Raw genomic sequence first — 21,307 nt, forward strand, 5'->3', positions numbered from 1 at the left:
AACTCCTTGCACTACCGAGGAGGATGACAATGAGCGTTTTACTAGCATCGACAGCCTTACCCATGGCCGCATTTGCGCTTGCCGCGTCTATTTCGCCGGGGCCGGTCAACATCGTTTGTTTGAGTAGCGGTACGCACTACCCCATCACTAAAGGGCTTGTTTTTGTAACCGGCGCCACGCTGGGGTTTATCGCGCTATTTTTAGCCATCGGTGCGGGCCTTTACTCTCTACTGAGTGTGGCGCCGCTGCTGGAAACGTTTTTACGCTGGGCAGGCATCCTGTTTTTACTCTACCTCAGCTATCAGCTGCTACAGCATGATGGGCGCTTGCAGGAGCGAGGCGGCGTCAAAGCGCCAGGATTTATGACAGGCGCCATGATGCAGTGGCTCAACCCCAAGGCGTGGCTGGCGTCTGCCGCTGGCATTGGCGCCTACACCACTGCTAATGAGCCCCATCTTCTATGGTTGTTCGCCGGCCTCTATCTGCCTATTTGCTGGCTATCGCTAGCCAGTTGGGTCTATGCAGGCGCTTTTCTGAAACGCTATGTTCATCGTCCTATCATCTTACTGACGATTAACCGCGCACTCGCTATCTGCCTGGCGGCTAGCGCTATTTTCTTACTGGTTGAGTAGCGGATAGCGGTACTGGTTGGGTGTCGCTGCTACCAGCCGCTTAAACGTTCTTTGAAAGTGGGGCTGGTCATTAAAGCCAGCGTTCAAAGCCGCCTCAACGATAGGTTGCCCTTGTTTTAACGCTTGCTGCCCCATCTGAATGCGCTGATTAATCAGGTAAGCGTGGGGCGTTAGTCCGAAGTGCTGTTTAAAGGCGCGAATCAGGTGCCCAGCACTATAGCCGGACTGCTCACATAGGCGTTCTAGCGATATATCAGCGCTACAGTTGGCACGCAAATAGCCCGCAACCTGTTCTAGCGCACTGGGTGCTTGGGGCAATGCAGCGGGGGATTCTTGAGCAAGCACTTGCAGAATGGTGGACAAGTATTCGACTAGCGCCGTTTGCTTATCGCTAATCTCGCGGTGTTCATCCAGCAAACAAGCGGCCATATCGCAGTACCCGGCGTAAAGCGCTGGCTGGGTAATGACGGCGGTAGCGATATCTTGCCAATACGGCGTATTCAACAGGCCCAATTGGTAACGCAATTCACTCAGCCACTCGGTATCGACGTAGAGCATCAGGTAGGCCCAGGGCTGGTTCTCGATGGGGTTGCAGGCATGCACCCAGTGGGGGTTCATCATAACGATGTCACCCGCGCTAATGTGATGCGTCGCATCGCGATAGCAAAAAGTGCTTTTACCTGCGGTAACGGCCCCCAGCGACCAATGCGTATGACTGTGTGGCGCATAGCAAACTTGTCGCGCGTCGCTAATCTTGCGCAGCTCTACATAGGGCATACGCGCATCCCGCCAGAAGATAGGTGACGAAATTGTGCTCATGTTCTGCTCGTTTTATTCAAAAATAGCCTTTGACGCTTCAGCTTGACCTAGGCTGGACAATAGCACAGCACAAGCCCAGTATGGGCCGCTGATAAGCGCTATATGAACTAGATTGCATAGGGATGCGCAACGCTTAATATGTCAGGAGGACACCATGGCCAATAGTATGAATAACCCCGACCACCGTGATGCGATTACCCTTTTCGCCCGCATGGGTTACGCCTCTCGGGGCATTGTGTATGTATTAGTCGGCGGCCTTGCAGCGCTGGCAGCCTTTGGGCAAGGCGGCCAAACAGAAGGCAGTCGGGGTGCCTTAGAACGCGTGCTCACCGCTCCCTTCGGAAAAGTCATGTTAGCCCTTATGGCCATCGGCTTGGTGGGCTACGCGATGTGGCGGATCATCCAAGCCGTTAAAGATACTGACCATCACGGCAACGGCGCCAAGGGGCTGGCAATTCGTGCGGGCTTATTGGCCAGCGCCATTACCCACACGTTGTTGGCTTTTTTTGCCGCCACACTCATCTTGCAGTTTGCGGGCTCTTCAGGTGATTCAGGCGGCGGCTCTCAAGGCGTCGCAGGCTGGCTGATGCAGCAGCCTTTCGGGCGCTGGCTGGTAGGCGGGGTCGGCCTCATCATGATTGGGGTAGGCATTGCCCACGCGCTGAAAGGCTACAAGGCCAAATTCGACAAACACTTTGCTATGCCAACACAAACTCAACAATGGGCCTATCCTATCTGCCGTTTTGGCTTAGTGATTCGTGGCTTGGTATTTGTGATCGTGGGTAGCTTTTTTATCATCGCCGCTTATCAAATCAATCCCAATCAAGCAGGCGGTATGGGCGAAGTGTTTAGCACCCTGCGAAGCCAACCCTACGGCCAGTGGCTACTGGGTTTTGTCGCGCTGGGGCTCTTCGCGTTTGGTCTCTACAGCCTTTTAGCGGCTGTCTATCGCCGCATTAATCCCGAAGTGTAGAGACCTGCATGGCCATAGCATCCAAACGCACTAAGCAGTGGTTTGAGCGCATTAACCGCTCGAAGAATATGCTGTGGCTGCTGGGCACCCTCTCCTTTCTGGAGACTATTATTCTGCCCATTCCTCTTGAGCTGGTGTTGATCCCGCTGATGGCCGTTAATAGGCAGCGGCTGTGGTTACTGGCTTTGGTCACTACTGCGGGCTGCCTCGTCGCGTCGCTGGTGGGCTACAGCATTGGCTTAGTGCTTTATGAGTCGGTCGGTACGTGGTTTATTGAGTCTATGGGGATGCAGAGTAGTTACCAGGCATTTCAAACATTTTTCGCTCAGTACGGTTTTGCCGCCATTTTGGCCATTGGCATACTGCCAATCCCCTTCCAAGTGGCAATGATTACCGCCGGGCTTTCCGGCTACCCAATTATGCTGTTCGTATTGGCGGCGTTAACCGCCCGTGGCTTGCGCTACTTCGGCCTTGCCTGGCTGGTTCACCGCTTTGGCCACCGTGTTCTGGTACTGTGGAAACGCCATGCCTTGATAACCAGTTTGGTGGCAGGGGTTATGGTACTTGCGGTGGCCCTAGGGATGCAGGCACTCGCGGGGCTGATGGTGTAAGCCGCTGAATCGGTGGCAATCAGCTAAATACCGTAATCTCGCTCGACTTTAGCGATACGGGTTTTGAAGTGCTGGTACCACTGCTGATGGCCTAGCCGCTGAGCCTCTTGATGCTCAGCATGGGCTTTCCACGCTTTAATAGACGCCAAATCGGCCCAGTAAGAGACCGTTACACCTACTTCATTGCGGGCAGACTCCACTCCTAAAAACCCCGGCTGCTGCGCTGCAAGCTCAACCATTCTTGCCGCCATTGCGTCATAGCCGTTATCGACCTCGGTGCGTAGTGAAGTGAAAATAACGGCGTAGTAAGGCGGTTCAGGGGTGTCGGCAATGTATAGCATGGGTTCCGTCGCGGCTGAAAAAGGATTAATGAAGTTCTAACCATTAAGCCCGGTTTATTGCTCAGGCTCCGGTAGTAACGACTCGCCTTCCATTGTGACTAAAAAACTCTCCCATAACGTATGGGTACGCGCTTGAGTCAGCTGTTTTTTACACGAAAGCGACATTACGCCTCTTATGGTGCCATCACGCCACTGGGTGTACACCGCATCGCAATGAGCTTGACGGTAACCTTCCCATAACTCTTGGGCCTGCTGAATCGACTCCACCAAGGCGTCATCAGCCTCATTGCGGTTTAGCGCTGCGACGAGATAGCGGTGCATTTCCGCCTCAGCGGTTTCTAGCTCCAACTGCGCACACTGGTTGATCTCCATCGTCGACATAGCGTTTTCGCAGTCTTGAGCAGTATCAGAAGCTAATGCTGGCAGCGTAGCGAAGGCTAAAATCAAACCGACAATATAGTTCATGCCGTTTTCCAGTTAAGGGTTTTCCTACACTATAAAACATAAGGCCTCATAAATACCTACCCGACAGGTACACTTTTACCATGTACGGCTTTGCAGTATGTCTACTCGTGAATGCCCACACTTTACGCGAACTGGAGTACCGTCTCAGCCATCACTTTTATGGGCATCCGGCCCAGAGGCCATGTGCTTCGCCTTCATATCCTTGAAGGCTTCCATGATGTCCATGGGCAGTGGGAAGACGATCGTCGAGGCGTTCTTGTTGCTCATGTCGCTCATGGTCTGCAGATAGCGCAGTTGCAGCGCGGCGGAGTTTTCCTGCATCACGTTAGCCGCTTCGACCAGCTTCTTGGAAGCCTGTAGTTCACCCTCGGCATGGATGACCTTGGCGCGACGTTCGCGCTCCGCCTCAGCCTGGCGGGCAATGGCGCGGATCATGCTCTCGTCAAGATCCACGTGCTTGATCTCGACATTCGCCACCTTGATGCCCCAGGAGTCCGTCTGGGCGTCGAGGATTTCCTGGATATCATCGTTGAGCTTGTCGCGCTCGGAGAGCATTTCATCCAGGTCATGCTTACCCAGCACCGAACGCAGCGTGGTCTGTGCCAGCTGACTGGTGGCCTGGGTAAAATTCTCCACCTGAATAATCGCCTTTTCCGGATCCACCACCCGGAAGTAAAGCACAGCGTTGACCTTCACCGTGACGTTATCCTGGGAGATCACATCCTGCTCGGGCACGTCCATGGTGATGACGCGCAGGTCGACCACCTGCATCTTTTGAATTGCGGGAATCACGATGGCCAGGCCCGGCCCTTTCACCTTCTGATAGCGGCCCAGAAAGAACACTACGCCGCGCTTGTATTCCGGCAGGATGCGGATGGAGGCGGCGATTAGTAGCACCACCAATACGACTGGGACAAGATACGAAATAATCATGGGGCACCTCGTTTAGCGGATGATCAATTACCTGACGACGGCCACCAGGGCCAGGGTCGCTAGGGATGTGAGACGTAGACCGTCAAGCCTTCAAGACGCACTACCCTTAGCTCGTCACCCTGCTTGACGGGAGCATCGCTCACCGCATTCCAACGTTCGCTGTGCAGCCAAACGTGGCCGTTGGTTTCAAAATCTTCCAGGGCAACGGCGCTGGCACCTATCATCTGCTCGATACCGGTATGCGCCGGGCGACGGCGCAGCGTGGCAAAGCGCGTCAACGTCCACAGCATCAGGCCGCCGGAGACCAGCGCCACGCCGCCAATCAGCGGTAGTGAAATCGCCATGTACTCGGCATCCATGAGCATGATCGACCCGAGTACAAAAGCAATGATCCCGCCGAGCCCCAATACGCCGAAGCTGGGCATCAGTGCCTCGCCCACCATCAATGCCAGCCCGACCACAATCAGCGCCAGACCAGCGTAGTTGATCGGCAGCACCTGAAACGCAAAAAGGGCTAGCAACAGGAAAATCACGCCAATGGTGCCGGGGAACAAGCTGCCGGGACTGGCAAGCTCGAAAACCAGCCCGTAGAAGCCGATGATCATCAAAAAGAAGGCAATGTTGGGGTTGGTGATCAGCGATAACACCTGGGTGCGCCAATCCGGATCGAAGCGCTCAATGGTGAGGTCGGCGGTCTCGAGGGTAGCATCACCGCTTTCCATGACCACACTCATGCCATCGATCTGCTCAAGTAGACCGGTAAGATCGCGCGCCACCACTTCGATGACGTTCTGCTCCAGCGCCTCGCTGGCAGTGAGGTTGACGGCATCACGCACCGCGTCTTCGGCCCAATCGGCATTGCGATCATGGCGTTCCGCCAGGCTGCGGATAAAACTCACCGCGTCCTCCATCACCTTGCGTTCCATAGCGCTGCCCTCGCCTTCCGACTCGTCAGCCGCGCTGTCATCGTCGCCTTCATCGCTGCCAGACAGCCCGCCGCCCATCTGAATGGGCGTGGCCGAACCGAGATGCGTCGAGGGGGCCATGGCGGCCACGTGGCTGCCGTAGAGCAGATAGGTGCCAGCGCTTGCGGCGCGCGCACCGCTGGAGGATACGTACATCACTACGGGGATATCAGCGTTGAGCATCTCGCGAATCATGTCGCGGGTGGTGTCGACCAGCCCGCCGGGGGTATCGAGCTCAACGATTACCACTTCGCTGCCCTGCTCGCAGGCTTTGTCCAAGCCGCGCTCGAAGTAATCCTTGGTCGCCGGGCCGATCGCGCCTTCGATATTGAGCACCAGCGCACTGGAAGACGAGGACTGTGCCATGGCCTGCCAGGTCAACGACATGGTAGCCATTAGCAAACCGGCAATTATCAACCAGAGCCAGTGCGGTTTGAGAGAAAGGGTTTGCATACCCGCTCCTCGCATTCAACGCCTGAACATTCCCCTCTGAATCTGAAGCTTATCCATAGCAACATACACAAGGCTATCTACTCAACGTAGCAGCCACTTTGAGCTTCGTCATGAACAACGTGAAGGCAGGACTCGCGGGTAAAAAGAGCCTGAACTAAGGCAGCGATTTTGAAGGCCAGAGGTGGTCGAAATATTTTGAGGAATCGGTTAGTTCAAGTAATAACCACTCACTTTCCACGTCCCCTCTTCCAAGTGAGGGGTGATGGTTTCCGTAATCTGCGGTCTGTTTTCAAAACTTGTTTGGAACGTCAAAACCGCGTAGTCATCTCTTGGAGCCCCTGGCATAGAGGTTTCGCGGACGACGCTGATTCGCCGACGGGACTGAACCGCACCAAAGTCACGGCGCGCTGCACCAATCGTCCGTTCTAACATGTGCGGTGAAAGAGGCTTTTTTAGTAATGAAGACGAAGTTTCCCATGCCTGCTCATACTGACCGCTATCGATGGCTTCTAGCCACGCCAACGCCGCCGCCTCTGCCGCACTCGTGTTTGCCTGCACTTGGTTAGACAGAATGAGAATCAAGGTGATGATAAAGATCAGCATTTTCGGCATAGCGGGCACTCGTGGCATTTAGGATCAAGCAGAGACATATAGATGGTCTTGGTTATATATATCGGTAATCGTCAGAGTTTCTTTAGTGCCGCAAAATGTATTTGTGTAATCGTAAAGCTCCAAGCTGTAAACGCTTCTCAAACCCTACCCGCTCGTTTACTATGCGCCACCCACCCTATTTCAGTTGCCACTATTAGGTCACTATGTCCGTTAACGCCCTCTATACCGACCTTTCTGGCTACTACGATTTGATGTGCGTGGATATCGACTATCAAGCGCAAAGTCACGCCATTCACAGGCTGCATCAGATTTTCGGTAACGGCGGTACGACACACCTAGATTTAGCCTGTGGCACCGGCCCACACGTGCGCCATTTCATTGATTTTGGATACGCCAGCAGCGGACTGGATATCAACCAACCCATGCTGGATATCGCCGCCACACGTTGCCCAGAAGCGCTCTTCACGTTGCAAGACATGAGCGACTTCAAAGCCAACGAACCTCAAGACTTAATTACCTGCTTTTTATACTCAATCCACTACAGCGATGGCATTGAAAAGCTAAAAGCATGTATCTCCAGTGTTCATTGCGCACTCAAGTCTGGTGGTATTTTCTGTTTTAACGCCGTCGATAAAGACAAAATCGATAACGCTTTATCTGTTAAACACAACGCCCAAAAAGAAAGCGATTTATTCACGTTCCGCTCAGGATGGCACTACAGTGGCCAAGGTGAAAAGCAGTCGCTTAGGCTCAGCATTGAAAAAGCCAACGCTGAAGGTACACAGCTATGGAACGACGAACACCCCATGGTGGCCGTCAGCTTTGCAGAGTTAAGCGCACTATTAGCGCCTCACTTTGAAGTTCATGTGTTTGAGCACAACTATGAAAAAATCATTCCCTGGGATAACGCCTCAGGAAACGCGATTTTTGTCTGTGTGAAGAAATAAACCCTACTTGCTCCTGAAAATCAGCCTCTGCCGTACTGCCAATTAGAAAACATTGCCACACATGGCCGAAATTGTCCTCTTTGTGACCGGCCAACGCATCGTTGCCTGAATGCGTAACAGCTAATCTGTCACTTCACTTCAACACGATGAGATTAGCCATGGCCCAGCCTAAAACCGCATTGTTATTAATTGATGTTCAAGCCTCCTTCCCCGCCCGTGATTACTGGGTAGAATCACTGGCTCAGACGTGGCGCCCCAAGCAGCGTGCCGTGCTAAACGCAGCCCAGGCCAACGATTTACCGGTTGTACGCATTCTGCATGAAGAACCTGGCAGCCAAGGGGCTTTCGATCCTGATGGTGGCCTCATTCGTCCGCTTGATGACTTTAGCGATGAAGTGACGGTGACCTTTCATAAGCGGGTTCATAATGCTTTCAGCGATACCTCGCTTGAAAACTGGTTACGGGAGCGAGGCATTGAACGGTTGGCGATTAGCGGTATTCGTACCGAGCAATGCTGCGAAACCACCGCACGGGTGGCGTCGGATTTAGGGTTTAGCGTCGACTTTATCAGCGATGCTACCCTAACGTTCCCCATGACGCGCCATGGCATCACCTGGTCAGCCGAGGATATTAAGGCGCGCACCGAACTGGTACTTGAAGACCGCTTTGCGCGTATTATCAGTACACAAGACATGATCAACGAATGGCAAAACCCACGTGAGTGAAGAGCAACAGCATAGCCAACCGCCATCCCCAAGAGCCACAACCCTGCGGGTGGCGGTATTGATGATGCCCGGCCAAGTGCCCCTTGATTTGATTGGCCCGCTACAGGTCTTGCAGTGTGCTGACAGGCTTTCGATAGACGTTCAGGTGCGCTATATCGGCCCCAAAGCCGCCATGCAGTGGCTAGGGCCGCTTACCCTCAGCGGCATCGACCCCTTGCCTGAACAGCTTCCTACTCAAGATTTACTGCTGATTCCGGGGCAGTACCGCAATAGCCTTGAGCCATTAGCGCAGCAAGAGTGTGTCGCTTGGCTCAAGGCGAATGCCCACTATGCAGATACGCTGATGACCGTTTGCTCGGGCACGCTATTACTGGCGGATTCAGGCCTGTTAGCGGGGCGACGCTGTACCACCCACCACACGCTAATCGAGAAGTTGCAGTCCAAAGCCCCACAAGCAAAGGTACAACGTGATTGTATCTTTACTGAGGATGAGCGCTATTTAACCAGCGCGGGGATTTCAACCGGCATTGATACCATGCTGTACTGGCTTACCCGTGCTTGTGGCCACTCGCTGGCTCTGGCGGTAGCGCGAGAGATGGTGCTGTATCTTCGCCGCAGCGGTCAGGAGCCTCAACTGGGGGCCTGGCTTGAGGGCCGCAATCATGTGGATGAAAGGCTGCATCGCGTTCAAGATGCAATATGCGCCGCCCCTTCGCAAACCTGGCGTGTCGAAACATTGGCGGCTCAGGCAGCCATGAGCGAACGTCATTTCCGGCGCCAATTCAAAAGCCTTACCGGCATGCTGGTGGGCGACTACATTATGGGGTTACGCCTGCAGCGAGCCAAAGCGTTAATGACCGAAACGACATGGACGCTAGCACGCATAGCCGAAGCGTCCGGATTCGGTGATGAACGGCAGCTAAGGCGCAGTTGGGCTCGCCAGGAAAATACGCCGCCTAGCGTGTGGCGGCGGGCCTGCTCCCAAAAACTGCTTGATTGAGGCAATAAGAGCTACTTTTGGTAAAACCTATCGCTGACTAACGCCATGACTGACCTCATTCTGCCAAGCAACACTGACTATCTAAACTTCCGGCATCGCCTGCCTGATAGGCGATTAACGCCTTGGGTTCAATGCTTTTGGTCAATGGGAACTCCAGGTCACCTCACTGAACCCAGAACCGAAAAGTTCTACCCCGATGCAGGGGCTAGTCTTAGCATTAAACTCTCCAGCTCCCGCCCCCTCATCACGCTCTGTTTCAACAGGCGAACGTTAATAGAAACACTCGACACAACCACACCCTGTTTGGGCATTCGCTTTAAAGCGGCAGGCGCCCACAGCTTGCTGGGCTTACTACCCGAAGCATTCGCAGATACATACCATCGCGTGGATAACGAGCTTGAAGAACTAAGTGTGCAAAAATTAAGGTTGCAAGGATTAATGCCTGTGGTAGAGCGCCTCTACCAGTTGGACTCACAACAGGGATTACGCCTGCTGGAAACATGGTTGTTAGATCGACTAAAGAGCCAGCCACCTGCCAATAGCCGTATCACTACGATTGTTCAAGCCATTGGAGAACTACAGCTTTCCCCCCAACAGTTAGGTGCTACGCTAGGGTTTACTCGACGTACCCTGGAGCGCAAATTAAAACGTGAGGTAGGCGTTACCCCTGGCCAATTAGTGGCCTATGCCCGGCTAAACCGTGCCCGCCACGGATTGCTTGCAACCACACTGCCTCTAGCGGAAATAGCGCTGCAATGCGGTTACTATGACCAAGCTCACTTCACCCACGCCTTCCAATCACTTGCCTATGAAACACCCGCCGCCTATCGCAAACGCAAACTGTCGCAAATTTACAAGGCGTAAAAAAACCTCGACGTTAAGCTGAGCTCTCAACTTACTCACCGAGGTCACCCACATGTCTACTCGTATGTCTCAACAGTCTGTATATCGCCTTTGCCCCCGCCTAGCTAAGCACCTGACTGCACTAGGCGACGCTGCCCCAGACTCAACGGTTAATCGCTCGATAATCCACTTGGTCAACCTACGTGTTTCGCAAATTAATCATTGCTGCTTTTGTCAGCACATGCATTCGCAAGAGGCCAGAGACGATGGCGAACACCAGGTTCGCTTAGACGTATTGCCTGCTTGGCGTGAAGCCCCCTGCTTCAGCACAAAAGAGCGCGCCGCACTCGCCTGGGCCGAAGCACTGACACTGGTCAGCCAGCAAGCGGTGAGTGACGACGACTATCAAAACGCCTTAGCTGCGTTTGGTGAGCAGGGGCTAATTGACCTCACCGCCATTATTGTTCAAATCAACAGCTGGAATCGGATATCGGTAGGCTTTCAGTTTTCACCCAACATCACTATTTAAGCACTGTGAGGCTCTTGAAAGTAATAGTTCAGATAAGGAAACAAAATGAACAGTGAGATAACGCAGCATCAACAGCTACCCAACCTACTCGGTCTCTTATCAAGCTTATTTTTCTTCTTTGGCAGCCTTTTATTTCTTCCCACTTTTGCGAGCTACGCAACCGTAGGCGTATGGTGTTTTGTAATGGGCTCACTGATCATGTTCATTATTTACGTGATGAGTATGAAAAAAGCTGGTAAGAAGCGCGGGTAATAGAGCACACATACGAATGTAAGAAACGTCGGTTATAACCGCTGGGTTAGCTACCCAGCGGATTGCTGGCTGTAATGCCTTTCAATATTGGCTGAAACCTTACCCCAGGCGGAGGATTTCACTCTAGCCTGATGTCGCTCAAAAGCGTCTCGGTCAATGAACTCTTCATACACGTCAAATCGATAGGGGTTCATAGTGCATTGAACAACCTCAAAAACGAGGCAGCCGGGCTCAGCCAGGGTTAACCGCTTATGGTTGATGAGCTCTGCTTTAACAGCGTTCAGATCCGGCTCGGAGACGATGATAAACCCTTTCAGTATGACCTTTGGCATTGACTTCCTCGGCGCAGAATCCGCCAACTGCGCTAATGATATGGTTCCGCAACAGTCCATAGGCAGACTTGATGACCTTGTACTAAAGTGTGCTTTACTGCATGATTTTGACATTGCCGTTTCACAAGGCTGGGTAAAAGATGAATACAGCGCAACTTGAAACCATCACGAACGAAGCAATGACCCTATCGGAGAAAGAGCGGGCTAAACTCGCTCATGATTTGGTAGCAAGCCTAGATGGTATGGCTGAAATCAGTGTATCGGAAGCTTGGGACGCGGAGATATGTCGCAGAATCAATGAGATTGAATCTGGCAAAATCAAATCTTTAGATGTCAGTGAAGTCCTTGAGCGTGCCAGAGCTCGGTTAAGGAACTGATTTTGATAGTAAAGGTTAGTCCAGAGGCTGCAGAAGAACTGTTGGAAGCCGCAGCTTGGTATGAACTCGAATCACCGGGGCTTGGTGAACAGCTTATTGATACCTTTGAACAAGCTACCACAAAGCTAAGCGCACCAAATCCACCACTAGTTCCTGTAATAGGCAAAGCAAGCAAACGTGGTGCAAAGCGTTTGATCCTTCAACAATTCCCGTTTTCCCTTGTGACTGTTTCCAATAACCAAACAATTACCATTGTTGCTTTCGCCCATCACTCGAGAAAGCCAGGATACTGGCATAATCGGGTTAGCCCATAATGCCACTTATCGCGCACCTATCGCTTTCATGTCATTAGTATGAAGTACGTCCCACTACTGCTGAGTTAGCCGGTACAGCCTCACTGGACGGCCATGAAATTCAATATTATCGAATGCAGAAAACCCTGCTTTCTCTGCGACCTTAAGTGACGCACCATTTTCAGGCTCAATAATAACAACCACCGACGATAGCTGCTTTTGATTAAATGCATTATGGAGTACCGCTTGCACTGACTCAGACGCCAGCCCCTGACCCCAGTACCGTTTGGCTAGCCGATAGCCTAGCCCCATCTCTTCAACACCATTAACCTCTTCGTGACTGAAACCGCAAAAGCCAACAAGCTTACCGGAATCCTTCTCAACTAAAGCCCATGGCCCGATACTGTGAGACGCATAGCTCTCCAAACACCACTCGATAAACCGCCGAGTCGCCGTTTCATCGCAAACGCCTCGAATCGAATATTTCATCACCTCAGGGTCGCTGAGGATATTGGTTAACTCGGGAACATCGTCTAAGGAGAACGTTCTGATATCCAGCCTCTCCGTTTCACAAATTTGCACCATTTCCTCCTTGTTGATGATGCTCCCGGCAAGCGCTAGCTCCGCCCCAATTGATTGTCGGCAGGAGTGTGCCTTTACTGAGCCTAAGCCCTCGACGTTGGGTAAAACAGCTACCAAAAGTGGGGACAGCTCAAGAAAGGGTTTAAGCGTCGCGATGGTGTGGCGAAGCGTCTGAAAACTCAACGATGGCTTCAATTTCCACAGCAAACCCCTTCGGCAATGAGCCAACACCAATGGCAGAGCGTGCATGCTTACCGCGCTCACCAAGAACGCTAACAAGCAGGTCGGAACAACCGTTGATGACTTCAGTGTGAGCAGTAAAATTAGGATCAGCATTAACCATACCAAACACCTTCACGACACGCTGAACCCGATCAAAGTCACCCAGGGCTTCTTTAATGAGCGCAAGGAGATACAGGCCAACCTCTTGAGCATACATCCGAGCCTGCTCTACAGTGACTTCCTGCCCAACTTTTGGGACAGCAACTCCCTCTTCTCGCAACGGGGCGCCCTTACCCGACAGATAGAGCATGTTGTACGAAATGGCATAGGAACGAAAGTTGCCCCTTGGCGTGGTAACGACGGGCAGTTCCAAGCCCAACGAACGAATGCGCTCTTCTACCGTTGATTTCATTACGGGCTCCACGTATAGACTGTTAAGGTTTTAGTGACAACGGGCACTGGTTTATTAACGCTCTTGTTGATAAATACTCGCCCTGATTTTGGCGGCAAGATTCGCTAAAATGTTATCGTCTTCACGTTTATGGTCATGGGACGAGATATAACCTTCATACCGATCAAAATATTTGTTCACGCTAGACGCAATAGGCTTGAACGCCGAATGTTGACCCGTCCCGTGCATAGGGAATAGTTTCGCATGTAAATGATCTACTCCATAACCTTCGAATATCATTCCCGTACGACCAACATCATCCAATATTTCATCAAGCAGCAAAGCCACCCGCTTTGAAGCCAATACCAGCGCCGTTACCACATCGTCATCTTGAGCAAACAGATAGCTTGTAACATGACGCTTGGGAATGACCACTGAAAACCCAGGTGTATTCGGATAAATGGACAGAAAAGCCAAGTGATCGGCGTCCTCCCATATCTTGTGACATGGAGCGTTACCAGCCACGATCTCACAAAAAACACAGCTCATGTTCACTCCTTGATTTCACTTTATACTCCGTTGTTCAGAGACAGCCCTGATAGAGCGATGCTGTAAAAGGTCAGGCTAAAGATCAGATTCATGATTGATACCTTCGCTAATCGGGACTCCTTCCAAATCACAGGGGTTAACGCCTTCTAAGCACCCAACATTGAATCCATACACATTGGGGTTCGAGCGCGTTTGGTGATAAGTGTAGATGCCGCAATTTGAGCAGAAGTAGTGTTTTGCGAAGGCAACACAGAGCAAAAATATCCTGAGACTAGCTTTTATTAACCCCTGAACTCGTAGTGGAAAACGTCCCTATACTCGCCGTTTAATTGTGGGGCTTGATAAAATTTTTCAGCTCTTTTCGTGAATATAAAACCCGCTTTTTCTAAAGCCTTTTGAGCAGCGACGTTCTCGAGGTCAGTGCAGGTGTTAACTCTTATTGCGTGATCTTCTGCGAGCAAGTGCTGTGCGGTAAGTACCAACGCCTCTGCTGCGTATCCGCAACCTCTATATGGTTTCCCGATACCAAAGTGAACAACCATTGAGCCTTTACTTTTTACAACGGTTATCAGCCCTATGGCACCTCCTTTCCTGATAGCATCTACAACCCAAATACACTTGCCTGTTAACGCCATACTTTCAGGAACGGAAAAATTTTGAAGCATCTTTTCGGTTTGTTCGATTTCAGTGTGAGGGTGCCGTGCAAGGTATTTTGTTGAGCCTAAATCACCCGTATAGCTTTTAAAGATTGGGGCAATATCTTCAGGCCAGTAGTATCTCAAAACTAGCCTTTTGGAAGCCGTAATCATGTTTGGATCCTTTACGTCGCCACAACAGCGCAGTTCCACTGCTTCCGTACGAAAAGACTTTAATTTATATCATCTTTCAGGCGATGAATATGGATGGAGTATCCCAAAGCAACCTCAATACCCGGATTGAACCAACCGGGTAGGCACGCTGCACTAGCACTTCCTAACTCTCCGTTACAGATCAGCTTCATGATTGATACCGTCGCTAACCGGGACACCATCCAAATCACAGGGGTTAACGCCTTCCAGGCACCCGACATTGAATCCATACACAGTGGGGTTTGAGCGCGTTTGATGGTGGGTGTAGATGCCACAGTTTGAGCAGAAATAATGCTTTGCGACACCTGAATTGAACCGATATAGCTTTAGATGCTCAGCTCCACGGAGAATGCGAAGACCGTCCAATGGTACATAGGCCATAACAGCGCCTTTGCGCCTGCAAATAGAGCAGTTACACCTTTTCGGGTCAACAAGACCCTCAGGCAGATCGAGTTCGAGCTCCACCATGCCGCAGTGGCATGTAGCTCTGTGATTAGGTTGAATGTTAACTCCGCCCACTTGCTTGACCACAACTTTCCCCGTATCTATCGCTGGCGAGGCGTTTTATAAGTTAGCATCAACTTCTTTCAGCCCTAGAAGCACCGCTGCGCCAATCAGAAACGATCCAGATACCTTACCTAAGTACTGGCGCGCTGATGACTTTAGTTGCGTACTAACCCATTCAGCTGATTTACCGTAGGAAAACAAGAAAACCGCATCCATGATGAGATACGTGGCACTCAGTATCGCAAACTGATACAGAAGGGGCTCAGATGGGTTAATGAACTGTGGAAAAAGAGCAGCGAAAAAAATAACGGCTTTAGGGTTTGCGGCTGAAGTGATAAAACCTTGCCAAAACAAGCTGTTTTTCGACCGCACCTTATTCGCCACACCTACATGGCTCCCACCCTTTGCGAAGATCAACCTTAGGCCTAAGTACAATAAATATGCCACCCCCGCCCACTTCACAATGATAAAGAAATCACTGGATTGCTGGACAATGCTCACCAAACCTATCGAGGCGACAATCATCTGTAAAAAATTGGCTGACAAATCGCCAGCGGCGGTAAATAGCGACCGTTGGAAACCATTGCTAACGCTATTGGAAAGCATCAAAAGCTGGCTAGGGCCAGGCGTACTCATCAAAATGAATACGGTGCTGACATACAGAAGCCAAATTTCCGTTCCCATAGCCCCTCACTTTTCAAAATTAAAGTGTGTAACGCCCGCAGAATCAACGATCTAAGACTGAACCTCAAAAGGAGAAATAGCCGTACCTTGGTTGTAAACCATTTTGGTTCTTCGTCACTTCATGTGGATTTAGCCTGATCGAACAGGCGGCCCACCGGGCTGCCAATCAGGTAGATCATGGCGATGAAGTTAGCCTCGTTCCGATAGCCACGTGCGCGTGACCGAGCTGCCTGAAATAGGCCGTTCATCCCTTCCAGTCTTGCGTTCGTCAGTCCCGAGTGCCAGCGCCTGACCACTGCTTCCGCGTGCCGCTCAAGTGTCGCCAAGGCCTTTCCCATCGGCTTCAGTAGTGGCTTTTCAGAAACCGCCGATTGCATGACCTTGAGGTAGTTCGTGATGCGCCACCGAGCCGCTCTGGGCGTTGGGGCCTTCTGGATCCAGCGTAGCTTTTCCTTGATTATCCAGGCATCGGCCGTGGCGCTCTGATCAGCTACTAACTCCTGGAGCGCCGCCAACTGTTTAGGCCTCAGGTTCTCGTTGTCCAGATTTTTCAGCAGTGCCCAGCGCAGCGATTTAGGGTGTTCCTGCTCGCGGCGCTCTTTCTTGCGTACCTCGTCCAGCCGCTTGGTAAAGGTCTGCACGATATGGAACCAGTCGACCGTTACCTCGGCCTTGGGAAGGTGCTTGGTGATGCCGCTAAGGAAGGCGGGCGACATGTCGCAGACTACCTCGACCACATTGTCCGTATCGCCCCCATGGGCTGTCAGGAAGGCGCTAAATGCTTGGATGGCATCCTTGCCGCAGCCTGGAACAGCGAAGATCACCGGTTCCTGCTTGCGCTTCATGTCGAGGAACACTGTGACGTAGTGATGGCCGCGCCGGGACGCGGTTTCGTCCACGCCGACCGTCGCCACCTTGGACAGATCCAGTTCCCCTAGCATTCGGCCTACGTAGTGATGCACGATGCGCCATAGTCGTTTGTCGGAAATCTCCAACTGGCGGGAGACGGCCAGCACCGGCATCTCCTTGACCAGTGACATAGCCGCTTGCTCAAACAGCAGGGTGAAGTCGCTGCCCGGCCGCGCCCAGGGCACCTCTATGCGTTTGACGCCATGTTCAGGACACTTCGTGCGAGGCACGCGAGCATGCAGGTAACAGTGGTGCTGAAAGAAGTTCAGATGCCGCCAGGTTTTGTCGGCAAAATCGTGAGCTTGGCAGGTCTTACCGCACTCTGGACAGGGATAGAGACTGCCTCGCTCCGCCTCGACATAGAGATCCAGGCGGTGGGGCGACACAGAGGTATCCAGGTGCTGGTTCTTGAGGATCCAGGGCGCTTCTAGGCCCAGGCCGAGCGCCAGAATTTGGGTGCCGTCCATGTCATACCTACTGCCGTTGTAAAGACTATATTCTGGCCTAGCTCAGGGCATGAATTCCACACTCAGCGTCGAAGAGCCACCATTTTCCAGTCACTTCCCTCTTTCCGCCATATTGACGTTCGCCGTGAATAACTTGTACCTAAGCCGTTTTGACGACTGATAGCAACCCTATAAAAGAGCTGAATAAGATCAGAGCTCAATCTCCGGTGCTCAAAGTCCTGATATATGGCCGACCATGCGGATTCCTGCGGCAAACAATCAAGGACACTATCTAACCCGAAAAAATCGCCTGATGCGCCGATCTCCAGGAAATCCAAGGACAGTAAAGACCGCAGCTTCGCCGGTGAGCTGCGCACCTCGAAGCTAAGCAAGGCTCTTTCCTTTTCTATCAGATCCGCTTCGATTTCCATAGCCGTTGCCTTAAGGTCTGAGTTCAGCTGCACAAAACAGCGCAGCTTTGTAGCGACACTTAAAACATCACATCGAAGCCGCAGCTGGCCTATACCGCATAATACAAAGTGCTGCAGCTATTGCATGAATTCAGGCCATGAAGCTCAGGACTCAGAGCTTGAAGCCTCCTGGTTTGGCCGCAGCTGAAGCTGGATGCCGAGTAAGAAATTTCGCAGCACCTGATCTTTGCACTCTCGATAATTCTTATGGCTGGGCTTGCGGAAAAACGCACTTAACTCATGGTTACTTAGGTTGAAGCCAGCCAGCTCAAAAGCAGCCAAAATATCTTCAGCCTTTAAATTCAACGCAATGCGCAGCTTCTGAAACACCATATTGTTGTTCAACTGCGACTCTGGCACGGGCTGTGGCCCTTCGCGCTTGCCACGCTTAAAGCTAATAAAGCCGTTCAAAAACGCCGCCAACTCTCGGTTCTTCATGGTGACAAAGGCGTCGTCGTCATCCTTTTTCAGCCAGGCCGTTACCTGCTCTTGAGCCACGCTGACCTCTGCCAAGGCGAAGATATCCACGATGGTGCTGTCTTTTAAATCAAAGGTGTAACGTATGCGGCGAAAAATATCGTTATTGGTCAAAATAGTGTCCCTAGTCTTAGGCAAACCCAGCACAATCAAGCTTTGTGCATCTACGTTTATCGTGAATATGATTAAAACTAGCAGCTTAAAAAACTAACCCGTGGTCAGCTTTCCAAGCAGCTCGTCAATTTCGTCTTTAAGCTCGCCATCTTCAATTTTATTGGCGGTGGCTTGGGCATTTTTAAGATTACTGATAGCCGCGTCGGTTTGGCCCAGCTCAACTTGCAACTTCGCCATAGAGAACGCGATAGATGACATGTGATCCTTCGAGTTAACTGCAACGGCCTTTTCAAAGGCTTTTTCGTAGACTGCCAGCGCCTCATCCAGCTCTTCCGTGAAGTCAGCCAGCGTCTCCCACTGCTCTGGATGATCCTTATCGGTATTTTCGTTCTCGTTGCAAATGGCTTCCAACTGCGCATAGAGTGCATCGAAGGCCTCTCTATCCTCTTTATCAGCAGCCTTCATGAGTTTTTCAGCGAGTTCGTAAACCGCCTTGTATATTTTGGTGTTAATCATGAACGACTACCTTTTTCTCTATTTAAAAATAGTAACAAGTAACAAAACCTGCTGAAAATTAACGCATGTAACAAAGCCACCCCACCGTTACCAGTGGCATTATACCCTTGGGGGATGGCCCTACGGGCGATCATTTTACGGTTTTTATGATGAGGCGTTGGTATGTTTTGCTTGAGTGGTCGTCTTAGCTGCTGCATTGGAAGACATTTCAGCTATCAATGGCAAAAATTCGACCTTTATTCAACGACTTGGCTTCTGCAATGCCAGGTTAAGCGATTCCAAACTATCAGGGCCAACATCCAAACGAACACAGCCATCTGATTCTGACGCCCAAGACGCGGATGAAGAAAGATGAAGATGGATAGATATTTGCGACGCAGTCACATTATTCAGCAAACCAGCGGGAACCCATACCAACCCCGTGTCTCTCAGCTGGTTGGGTACCAGACTACCGCAGACCGAACAAAAATCATTACGATAGCCGGTTGGCTTCTGAAAAGAGCTGATTTTGGACTGACCAGAAAGCCAGCGGAAGCTATTTGCTTTTACAAAAGTGGCCGTATTTGACGCAGATCCTGTCGCTTTGCGACACAATGAGCAGTGACACTGATAGAAGTTCGGCAGTTCCCCTTCAATTTCGAACTTAATCTCGCCACACAGACATTCACCGTGCATCGAATATTCCTTAATGCTTTACACCATCGATCACAAACCGCTGCTAATCGCTACACGCTGTTAACAGTAATGCTCCATGATGAACTCAGGATGGCCAGTTTGTTCGTCAATCTGCTCACTTAATGCAATAAAGCCATGTTTTTTATAAAAATTGATACTGGAAGCATTCTGCCTATAGACACTAAGTTGTAAACACACCCTTCTGCTCTTAGCATCTTCAATCAACGCTGACCCTATACCATTTCCCTGCAGGCTTGGTAGCACAAAAACTGCTGCCAACGTGTTTCCATAGAGGCAGTAAAACCCGCCTATCTGCCCATCAGCTTCAAATACGAAGGTCTCTGATGCAGGAATGTATATATCCCGCATTTCGCTAACTTTTGACCGCCAAAATTCTGAACCAACAAAGGAGTGGGCTTCAATCGATGCTGAGAGCCAGATATCCAAAATTTGTTCAATATCCGCCTCACGGTATTTACGAATCATCTAAACGTTCCTAATGATGGTCAATGGCGCCAAAGGCAGTATTGGAAAGCTGCCTAGCCCTGGATAAGATTGCATATGAACCAGCGCTAGGCAGCTTCGTAAATTTAGGCCGGAATGCTTTGTCTTCCTTAGGGGCAATCCGTTCCTTCCATGGGAGTAATTAGCTCTCATCAATTCCTGAAAGCCTTTTTGCTTCCAAGTCCCACTGCAAGATCCAGGAATTTTAACAGGTTATTCTAAAGATATTTTATGGTGCATCAAAGCTAAATCTATAACGGTTCAGCACCCTGGAAGGTGCTGAACTGCTTATTAAGCGGCATCTTGATTTAAATTCCGCTCGGCCGGGATGTCACTTAGGTATTCGACAAACTCCACTTCAAAACCGGCCGGATCGACAAAATAGACATTTTTGCGAAACGGCTCCACAGCTCCTGGTTTCGCAATGGCATAACCCGCGTTATTCAATCTGGCCACAACGGCATCCAGGTTATCGGTCACATAGGCAAAATGGGCCAGCCCAACACTGTGACCTTTCAGATCGCGGTTTGCCCCTTCGCCATGATCGCTTAGCGCCAGGTAATGTTCGTCGTCACCAAAGTGCACCCATTTACGCGGTTTGCCATACCACTCGCCATGGCCTTCATCGCGTACCCGCCAATGCGGGAATACCGCGCGGTAAAAATCCAACATGGCATCCATATCATCAACGACCAGATTAACGTGTTCCAAGTACATAAGAGTCTCCTTGCGTTAAGTGAAATGGCAGGATAAAACCTCAACTTCACTTGAGGTAAAGTGTTTTTTGGGAAAAAATGGCAAAAAAGATTCAGGAGTGCGTGATGGCAGAGGCTATTTGGAGTGTGGGCAAGGTGGCAAAGCGCTGCGGCATTAAAGTCAGTACCTTGCACTTTTACGAACAGCAAGGGTTGATCCAAAGCTGGCGCAATGCGGGCAACCAGCGCCGTTACAAACCGGAAGTACTTAGGCGGATTTCGGTGATTAAAGCCGCTCAGAAAGTCGGCGTCAGTCTGGATGAGATCAAGCGAGCTTTTGAATCACTGCCCAATAACCGCACACCGACGGTTCAAGACTGGCAACAGCTTTCAAAAAATTGGCAGCAGATGCTCGATGGCCGGATTGCTTATCTGCAAAAGCTGCGTAATAACCTGGCAGGCTGTATAGGCTGCGGCTGTCTGAGCATGACCAGTTGCCCGCTCTACAACCCGGACGACAAGCTGGCGGAATCAGGTAGCGGCCCGGTGCTTCTGGATCAAGCAGAACAGAAAGCGAGAGCCCAGCAAGAACCAAGCGCTAGCTCATAGCGCTTAT

32 protein-coding genes and 1 pseudogene are annotated in these 21,307 nt (G+C 51.2%); 13 read left to right on the forward strand and 20 right to left on the reverse strand.

Annotated elements, in window-relative coordinates:
• The first annotated feature begins 23 nt into the window (after positions 1–23).
• Complete coding sequence (locus KF947_RS02045; RefSeq protein WP_227405299.1) at positions 24–632, forward strand: LysE family translocator; 609 nt, start codon at positions 24–26, stop codon at positions 630–632.
• Here the strand turns inward: KF947_RS02045 and KF947_RS02050 are convergent.
• Positions 618–1,451 carry an AraC family transcriptional regulator gene (locus KF947_RS02050; protein WP_227405300.1) on the reverse strand — a complete coding sequence of 278 codons (834 nt, stop codon included), beginning with the start codon at positions 1,449–1,451 and terminating at the stop codon, positions 618–620. The genes KF947_RS02045 and KF947_RS02050 overlap by 15 nt on opposite strands.
• Before the next feature lie 154 nt (positions 1,452–1,605).
• Here KF947_RS02050 and KF947_RS02055 point away from each other — a divergent pair, with 154 nt between their 5' ends.
• Positions 1,606–2,424 (forward strand): DUF1206 domain-containing protein, encoded by an 819-nt coding sequence (locus tag KF947_RS02055; protein WP_133732316.1) that lies wholly within the window; start codon positions 1,606–1,608, stop codon positions 2,422–2,424.
• Positions 2,425–2,432: 8 nt separating this feature from the next.
• Positions 2,433–3,035, forward strand: coding sequence for a YqaA family protein (locus KF947_RS02060; RefSeq protein ID WP_133732315.1), 603 nt, complete (start codon positions 2,433–2,435; stop codon positions 3,033–3,035).
• 23 nt (positions 3,036–3,058) lie between these two features.
• Here the strand turns inward: KF947_RS02060 and KF947_RS02065 are convergent, their stop codons facing one another.
• The 5 genes from KF947_RS02065 to KF947_RS02085 form a co-directional block, all read right to left on the reverse strand.
• Positions 3,059–3,376 (reverse strand): antibiotic biosynthesis monooxygenase family protein, encoded by a 318-nt coding sequence (locus KF947_RS02065; RefSeq protein WP_133732314.1) that lies wholly within the window; start codon positions 3,374–3,376, stop codon positions 3,059–3,061.
• Between the two features lie 54 nt (positions 3,377–3,430).
• Positions 3,431–3,841, reverse strand: a complete 411-nt coding sequence (locus tag KF947_RS02070) for a lysozyme inhibitor LprI family protein (RefSeq protein ID WP_227405301.1) — start codon at positions 3,839–3,841, stop codon at positions 3,431–3,433.
• Positions 3,842–3,985: 144 nt separating this feature from the next.
• Positions 3,986–4,774, reverse strand: coding sequence for a slipin family protein (locus KF947_RS02075; RefSeq protein WP_227405302.1), 789 nt, complete (start codon positions 4,772–4,774; stop codon positions 3,986–3,988).
• A gap of 59 nt (positions 4,775–4,833) precedes the next feature.
• Positions 4,834–6,192 carry an NfeD family protein gene (locus tag KF947_RS02080; RefSeq protein WP_227405303.1) on the reverse strand — a complete coding sequence of 453 codons (1,359 nt, stop codon included), beginning with the start codon at positions 6,190–6,192 and terminating at the stop codon, positions 4,834–4,836.
• Positions 6,193–6,399: 207 nt separating this feature from the next.
• Positions 6,400–6,804, reverse strand: coding sequence for a DUF4019 domain-containing protein (locus KF947_RS02085; protein ID WP_227405304.1), 405 nt, complete (start codon positions 6,802–6,804; stop codon positions 6,400–6,402).
• 203 nt (positions 6,805–7,007) lie between these two features.
• On the opposite strand from KF947_RS02085, the gene KF947_RS02090 reads away from it, so the two are divergent.
• The 7 genes and pseudogenes from KF947_RS02090 to KF947_RS02115 all read left to right on the forward strand — a co-directional run bounded on the left by KF947_RS02090 (position 7,008) and on the right by KF947_RS02115 (position 11,100).
• A complete protein-coding gene (locus KF947_RS02090) occupies positions 7,008–7,751 on the forward strand; it encodes a class I SAM-dependent DNA methyltransferase (RefSeq protein WP_227405305.1) in 744 nt (247 codons plus the stop codon).
• 158 nt (positions 7,752–7,909) lie between these two features.
• Positions 7,910–8,476 carry an isochorismatase family protein gene (locus KF947_RS02095; protein WP_227405306.1) on the forward strand — a complete coding sequence of 189 codons (567 nt, stop codon included), beginning with the start codon at positions 7,910–7,912 and terminating at the stop codon, positions 8,474–8,476.
• Entirely contained in the window at positions 8,469–9,476 is a 1,008-nt protein-coding gene (locus KF947_RS02100) for a GlxA family transcriptional regulator (RefSeq protein WP_227405307.1), read from the forward strand. The genes KF947_RS02095 and KF947_RS02100 overlap by 8 nt, the downstream gene beginning before the upstream one ends.
• 45 nt (positions 9,477–9,521) lie before the next feature.
• Positions 9,522–9,842 (forward strand): annotated as a pseudogene (locus KF947_RS22170) (DUF6597 domain-containing transcriptional factor); the annotation flags it as partial.
• Between the two features lie 45 nt (positions 9,843–9,887).
• The gene (locus KF947_RS02105) at positions 9,888–10,340 is read left to right on the forward strand and encodes a helix-turn-helix domain-containing protein (protein WP_227405308.1); all 453 of its coding nucleotides are present in this window, start codon (positions 9,888–9,890) and stop codon (positions 10,338–10,340) included.
• Positions 10,341–10,392: 52 nt separating this feature from the next.
• Entirely contained in the window at positions 10,393–10,848 is a 456-nt protein-coding gene (locus KF947_RS02110) for a carboxymuconolactone decarboxylase family protein (RefSeq protein ID WP_227405309.1), read from the forward strand.
• A 45-nt stretch (positions 10,849–10,893) separates the two neighbouring features.
• Positions 10,894–11,100: a YrhK family protein gene (locus KF947_RS02115; RefSeq protein WP_227405310.1), complete on the forward strand. Its 207-nt coding sequence runs from the start codon at positions 10,894–10,896 to the stop codon at positions 11,098–11,100.
• 50 nt (positions 11,101–11,150) lie between these two features.
• Here the strand turns inward: KF947_RS02115 and KF947_RS02120 are convergent, their stop codons facing one another.
• Positions 11,151–11,546 (reverse strand): putative quinol monooxygenase, encoded by a 396-nt coding sequence (locus tag KF947_RS02120; protein WP_319796389.1) that lies wholly within the window; start codon positions 11,544–11,546, stop codon positions 11,151–11,153.
• Between the two features lie 26 nt (positions 11,547–11,572).
• On the opposite strand from KF947_RS02120, the gene KF947_RS02125 reads away from it, so the two are divergent.
• The gene (locus tag KF947_RS02125) at positions 11,573–11,809 is read left to right on the forward strand and encodes an addiction module protein (protein WP_027957578.1); all 237 of its coding nucleotides are present in this window, start codon (positions 11,573–11,575) and stop codon (positions 11,807–11,809) included.
• A 2-nt stretch (positions 11,810–11,811) separates the two neighbouring features.
• Positions 11,812–12,123, forward strand: a complete 312-nt coding sequence (locus tag KF947_RS02130) for a type II toxin-antitoxin system RelE/ParE family toxin (RefSeq protein ID WP_227405312.1) — start codon at positions 11,812–11,814, stop codon at positions 12,121–12,123.
• A 54-nt stretch (positions 12,124–12,177) separates the two neighbouring features.
• Here KF947_RS02130 and KF947_RS02135 read toward each other — a convergent pair whose 3' ends face one another.
• The 13 genes from KF947_RS02135 to KF947_RS02195 all read right to left on the reverse strand — a co-directional run bounded on the left by KF947_RS02135 (position 12,178) and on the right by KF947_RS02195 (position 20,713).
• Entirely contained in the window at positions 12,178–12,687 is a 510-nt protein-coding gene (locus KF947_RS02135) for a GNAT family N-acetyltransferase (RefSeq protein ID WP_227406262.1), read from the reverse strand.
• 139 nt (positions 12,688–12,826) lie between these two features.
• A complete protein-coding gene (locus tag KF947_RS02140; RefSeq protein ID WP_227405313.1) occupies positions 12,827–13,318 on the reverse strand; it encodes a RidA family protein in 492 nt (163 codons plus the stop codon).
• Positions 13,319–13,372: 54 nt separating this feature from the next.
• Complete coding sequence (locus KF947_RS02145; protein WP_227405314.1) at positions 13,373–13,846, reverse strand: HIT family protein; 474 nt, start codon at positions 13,844–13,846, stop codon at positions 13,373–13,375.
• 281 nt (positions 13,847–14,127) lie between these two features.
• Positions 14,128–14,655 carry a GNAT family N-acetyltransferase gene (locus KF947_RS02150; protein WP_227405315.1) on the reverse strand — a complete coding sequence of 176 codons (528 nt, stop codon included), beginning with the start codon at positions 14,653–14,655 and terminating at the stop codon, positions 14,128–14,130.
• Positions 14,656–14,829: 174 nt separating this feature from the next.
• The gene (locus tag KF947_RS02155; protein WP_227405316.1) at positions 14,830–15,162 is read right to left on the reverse strand and encodes a GFA family protein; all 333 of its coding nucleotides are present in this window, start codon (positions 15,160–15,162) and stop codon (positions 14,830–14,832) included.
• Between the two features lie 96 nt (positions 15,163–15,258).
• On the reverse strand, positions 15,259–15,885 hold the full coding sequence (locus KF947_RS02160; protein ID WP_227405317.1) for a LysE family translocator: 627 nt from the start codon (positions 15,883–15,885) through the stop codon (positions 15,259–15,261).
• A 119-nt stretch (positions 15,886–16,004) separates the two neighbouring features.
• Positions 16,005–17,261: an ISL3 family transposase gene (locus KF947_RS02165; protein ID WP_227404396.1), complete on the reverse strand. Its 1,257-nt coding sequence runs from the start codon at positions 17,259–17,261 to the stop codon at positions 16,005–16,007.
• 62 nt (positions 17,262–17,323) lie between these two features.
• Positions 17,324–17,671: a nuclear transport factor 2 family protein gene (locus KF947_RS02170; protein ID WP_227405318.1), complete on the reverse strand. Its 348-nt coding sequence runs from the start codon at positions 17,669–17,671 to the stop codon at positions 17,324–17,326.
• 144 nt (positions 17,672–17,815) lie between these two features.
• Positions 17,816–18,301, reverse strand: coding sequence for a DUF1456 family protein (locus KF947_RS02175; protein ID WP_133733698.1), 486 nt, complete (start codon positions 18,299–18,301; stop codon positions 17,816–17,818).
• Between the two features lie 93 nt (positions 18,302–18,394).
• The gene (locus tag KF947_RS02180) at positions 18,395–18,817 is read right to left on the reverse strand and encodes a tetratricopeptide repeat protein (RefSeq protein WP_227405319.1); all 423 of its coding nucleotides are present in this window, start codon (positions 18,815–18,817) and stop codon (positions 18,395–18,397) included.
• Between the two features lie 240 nt (positions 18,818–19,057).
• Positions 19,058–19,492: a GFA family protein gene (locus KF947_RS02185; protein ID WP_133733696.1), complete on the reverse strand. Its 435-nt coding sequence runs from the start codon at positions 19,490–19,492 to the stop codon at positions 19,058–19,060.
• A 60-nt stretch (positions 19,493–19,552) separates the two neighbouring features.
• Positions 19,553–19,978 (reverse strand): N-acetyltransferase, encoded by a 426-nt coding sequence (locus KF947_RS02190; protein WP_227405320.1) that lies wholly within the window; start codon positions 19,976–19,978, stop codon positions 19,553–19,555.
• Positions 19,979–20,287: 309 nt separating this feature from the next.
• Positions 20,288–20,713, reverse strand: coding sequence for a VOC family protein (locus KF947_RS02195; protein WP_227405321.1), 426 nt, complete (start codon positions 20,711–20,713; stop codon positions 20,288–20,290).
• A gap of 104 nt (positions 20,714–20,817) precedes the next feature.
• On the opposite strand from KF947_RS02195, the gene soxR reads away from it, so the two are divergent.
• Complete coding sequence (soxR, locus tag KF947_RS02200; protein WP_227405322.1) at positions 20,818–21,300, forward strand: redox-sensitive transcriptional activator SoxR; 483 nt, start codon at positions 20,818–20,820, stop codon at positions 21,298–21,300.
• The last annotated feature ends 7 nt before the right edge of the window (positions 21,301–21,307 follow it).

It is taken from the genome of Halomonas sp. FeN2 (assembly GCF_020595105.1).
GTDB lineage: Bacteria > Pseudomonadota > Gammaproteobacteria > Pseudomonadales > Halomonadaceae > Vreelandella > Vreelandella neptunia.

What these genes read in the sequence shown, in the direction of transcription:
- KF947_RS02045 (WP_227405299.1), top strand. Translation starts at nt 24, where the DNA reads ATGACAATGAGCGTTTTACTAGCATCGACAGCCTTACCCATGGCCGCA.
- KF947_RS02050 (WP_227405300.1), bottom strand. Translation starts at nt 1,451, where the DNA reads ATGAGCACAATTTCGTCACCTATCTTCTGGCGGGATGCGCGTATGCCC.
- KF947_RS02055 (WP_133732316.1), top strand. Translation starts at nt 1,606, where the DNA reads ATGGCCAATAGTATGAATAACCCCGACCACCGTGATGCGATTACCCTT.
- KF947_RS02060 (WP_133732315.1), top strand. Translation starts at nt 2,433, where the DNA reads ATGGCCATAGCATCCAAACGCACTAAGCAGTGGTTTGAGCGCATTAAC.
- KF947_RS02065 (WP_133732314.1), bottom strand. Translation starts at nt 3,376, where the DNA reads ATGCTATACATTGCCGACACCCCTGAACCGCCTTACTACGCCGTTATT.
- KF947_RS02070 (WP_227405301.1), bottom strand. Translation starts at nt 3,841, where the DNA reads ATGAACTATATTGTCGGTTTGATTTTAGCCTTCGCTACGCTGCCAGCA.
- KF947_RS02075 (WP_227405302.1), bottom strand. Translation starts at nt 4,774, where the DNA reads ATGATTATTTCGTATCTTGTCCCAGTCGTATTGGTGGTGCTACTAATC.
- KF947_RS02080 (WP_227405303.1), bottom strand. Translation starts at nt 6,192, where the DNA reads ATGCAAACCCTTTCTCTCAAACCGCACTGGCTCTGGTTGATAATTGCC.
- KF947_RS02085 (WP_227405304.1), bottom strand. Translation starts at nt 6,804, where the DNA reads ATGCCGAAAATGCTGATCTTTATCATCACCTTGATTCTCATTCTGTCT.
- KF947_RS02090 (WP_227405305.1), top strand. Translation starts at nt 7,008, where the DNA reads ATGTCCGTTAACGCCCTCTATACCGACCTTTCTGGCTACTACGATTTG.
- KF947_RS02095 (WP_227405306.1), top strand. Translation starts at nt 7,910, where the DNA reads ATGGCCCAGCCTAAAACCGCATTGTTATTAATTGATGTTCAAGCCTCC.
- KF947_RS02110 (WP_227405309.1), top strand. Translation starts at nt 10,393, where the DNA reads ATGTCTACTCGTATGTCTCAACAGTCTGTATATCGCCTTTGCCCCCGC.
- KF947_RS02115 (WP_227405310.1), top strand. Translation starts at nt 10,894, where the DNA reads ATGAACAGTGAGATAACGCAGCATCAACAGCTACCCAACCTACTCGGT.
- KF947_RS02120 (WP_319796389.1), bottom strand. Translation starts at nt 11,546, where the DNA reads ATGTCAAAATCATGCAGTAAAGCACACTTTAGTACAAGGTCATCAAGT.
- KF947_RS02125 (WP_027957578.1), top strand. Translation starts at nt 11,573, where the DNA reads ATGAATACAGCGCAACTTGAAACCATCACGAACGAAGCAATGACCCTA.
- KF947_RS02135 (WP_227406262.1), bottom strand. Translation starts at nt 12,687, where the DNA reads ATGGTGCAAATTTGTGAAACGGAGAGGCTGGATATCAGAACGTTCTCC.
- KF947_RS02140 (WP_227405313.1), bottom strand. Translation starts at nt 13,318, where the DNA reads ATGAAATCAACGGTAGAAGAGCGCATTCGTTCGTTGGGCTTGGAACTG.
- KF947_RS02145 (WP_227405314.1), bottom strand. Translation starts at nt 13,846, where the DNA reads ATGAGCTGTGTTTTTTGTGAGATCGTGGCTGGTAACGCTCCATGTCAC.
- KF947_RS02150 (WP_227405315.1), bottom strand. Translation starts at nt 14,655, where the DNA reads ATGATTACGGCTTCCAAAAGGCTAGTTTTGAGATACTACTGGCCTGAA.
- KF947_RS02155 (WP_227405316.1), bottom strand. Translation starts at nt 15,162, where the DNA reads ATGGTGGAGCTCGAACTCGATCTGCCTGAGGGTCTTGTTGACCCGAAA.
- KF947_RS02160 (WP_227405317.1), bottom strand. Translation starts at nt 15,885, where the DNA reads ATGGGAACGGAAATTTGGCTTCTGTATGTCAGCACCGTATTCATTTTG.
- KF947_RS02165 (WP_227404396.1), bottom strand. Translation starts at nt 17,261, where the DNA reads ATGGACGGCACCCAAATTCTGGCGCTCGGCCTGGGCCTAGAAGCGCCC.
- KF947_RS02170 (WP_227405318.1), bottom strand. Translation starts at nt 17,671, where the DNA reads ATGGAAATCGAAGCGGATCTGATAGAAAAGGAAAGAGCCTTGCTTAGC.
- KF947_RS02180 (WP_227405319.1), bottom strand. Translation starts at nt 18,817, where the DNA reads ATGATTAACACCAAAATATACAAGGCGGTTTACGAACTCGCTGAAAAA.
- KF947_RS02185 (WP_133733696.1), bottom strand. Translation starts at nt 19,492, where the DNA reads ATGCACGGTGAATGTCTGTGTGGCGAGATTAAGTTCGAAATTGAAGGG.
- KF947_RS02190 (WP_227405320.1), bottom strand. Translation starts at nt 19,978, where the DNA reads ATGATTCGTAAATACCGTGAGGCGGATATTGAACAAATTTTGGATATC.
- KF947_RS02195 (WP_227405321.1), bottom strand. Translation starts at nt 20,713, where the DNA reads ATGTACTTGGAACACGTTAATCTGGTCGTTGATGATATGGATGCCATG.
- soxR (WP_227405322.1), top strand. Translation starts at nt 20,818, where the DNA reads ATGGCAGAGGCTATTTGGAGTGTGGGCAAGGTGGCAAAGCGCTGCGGC.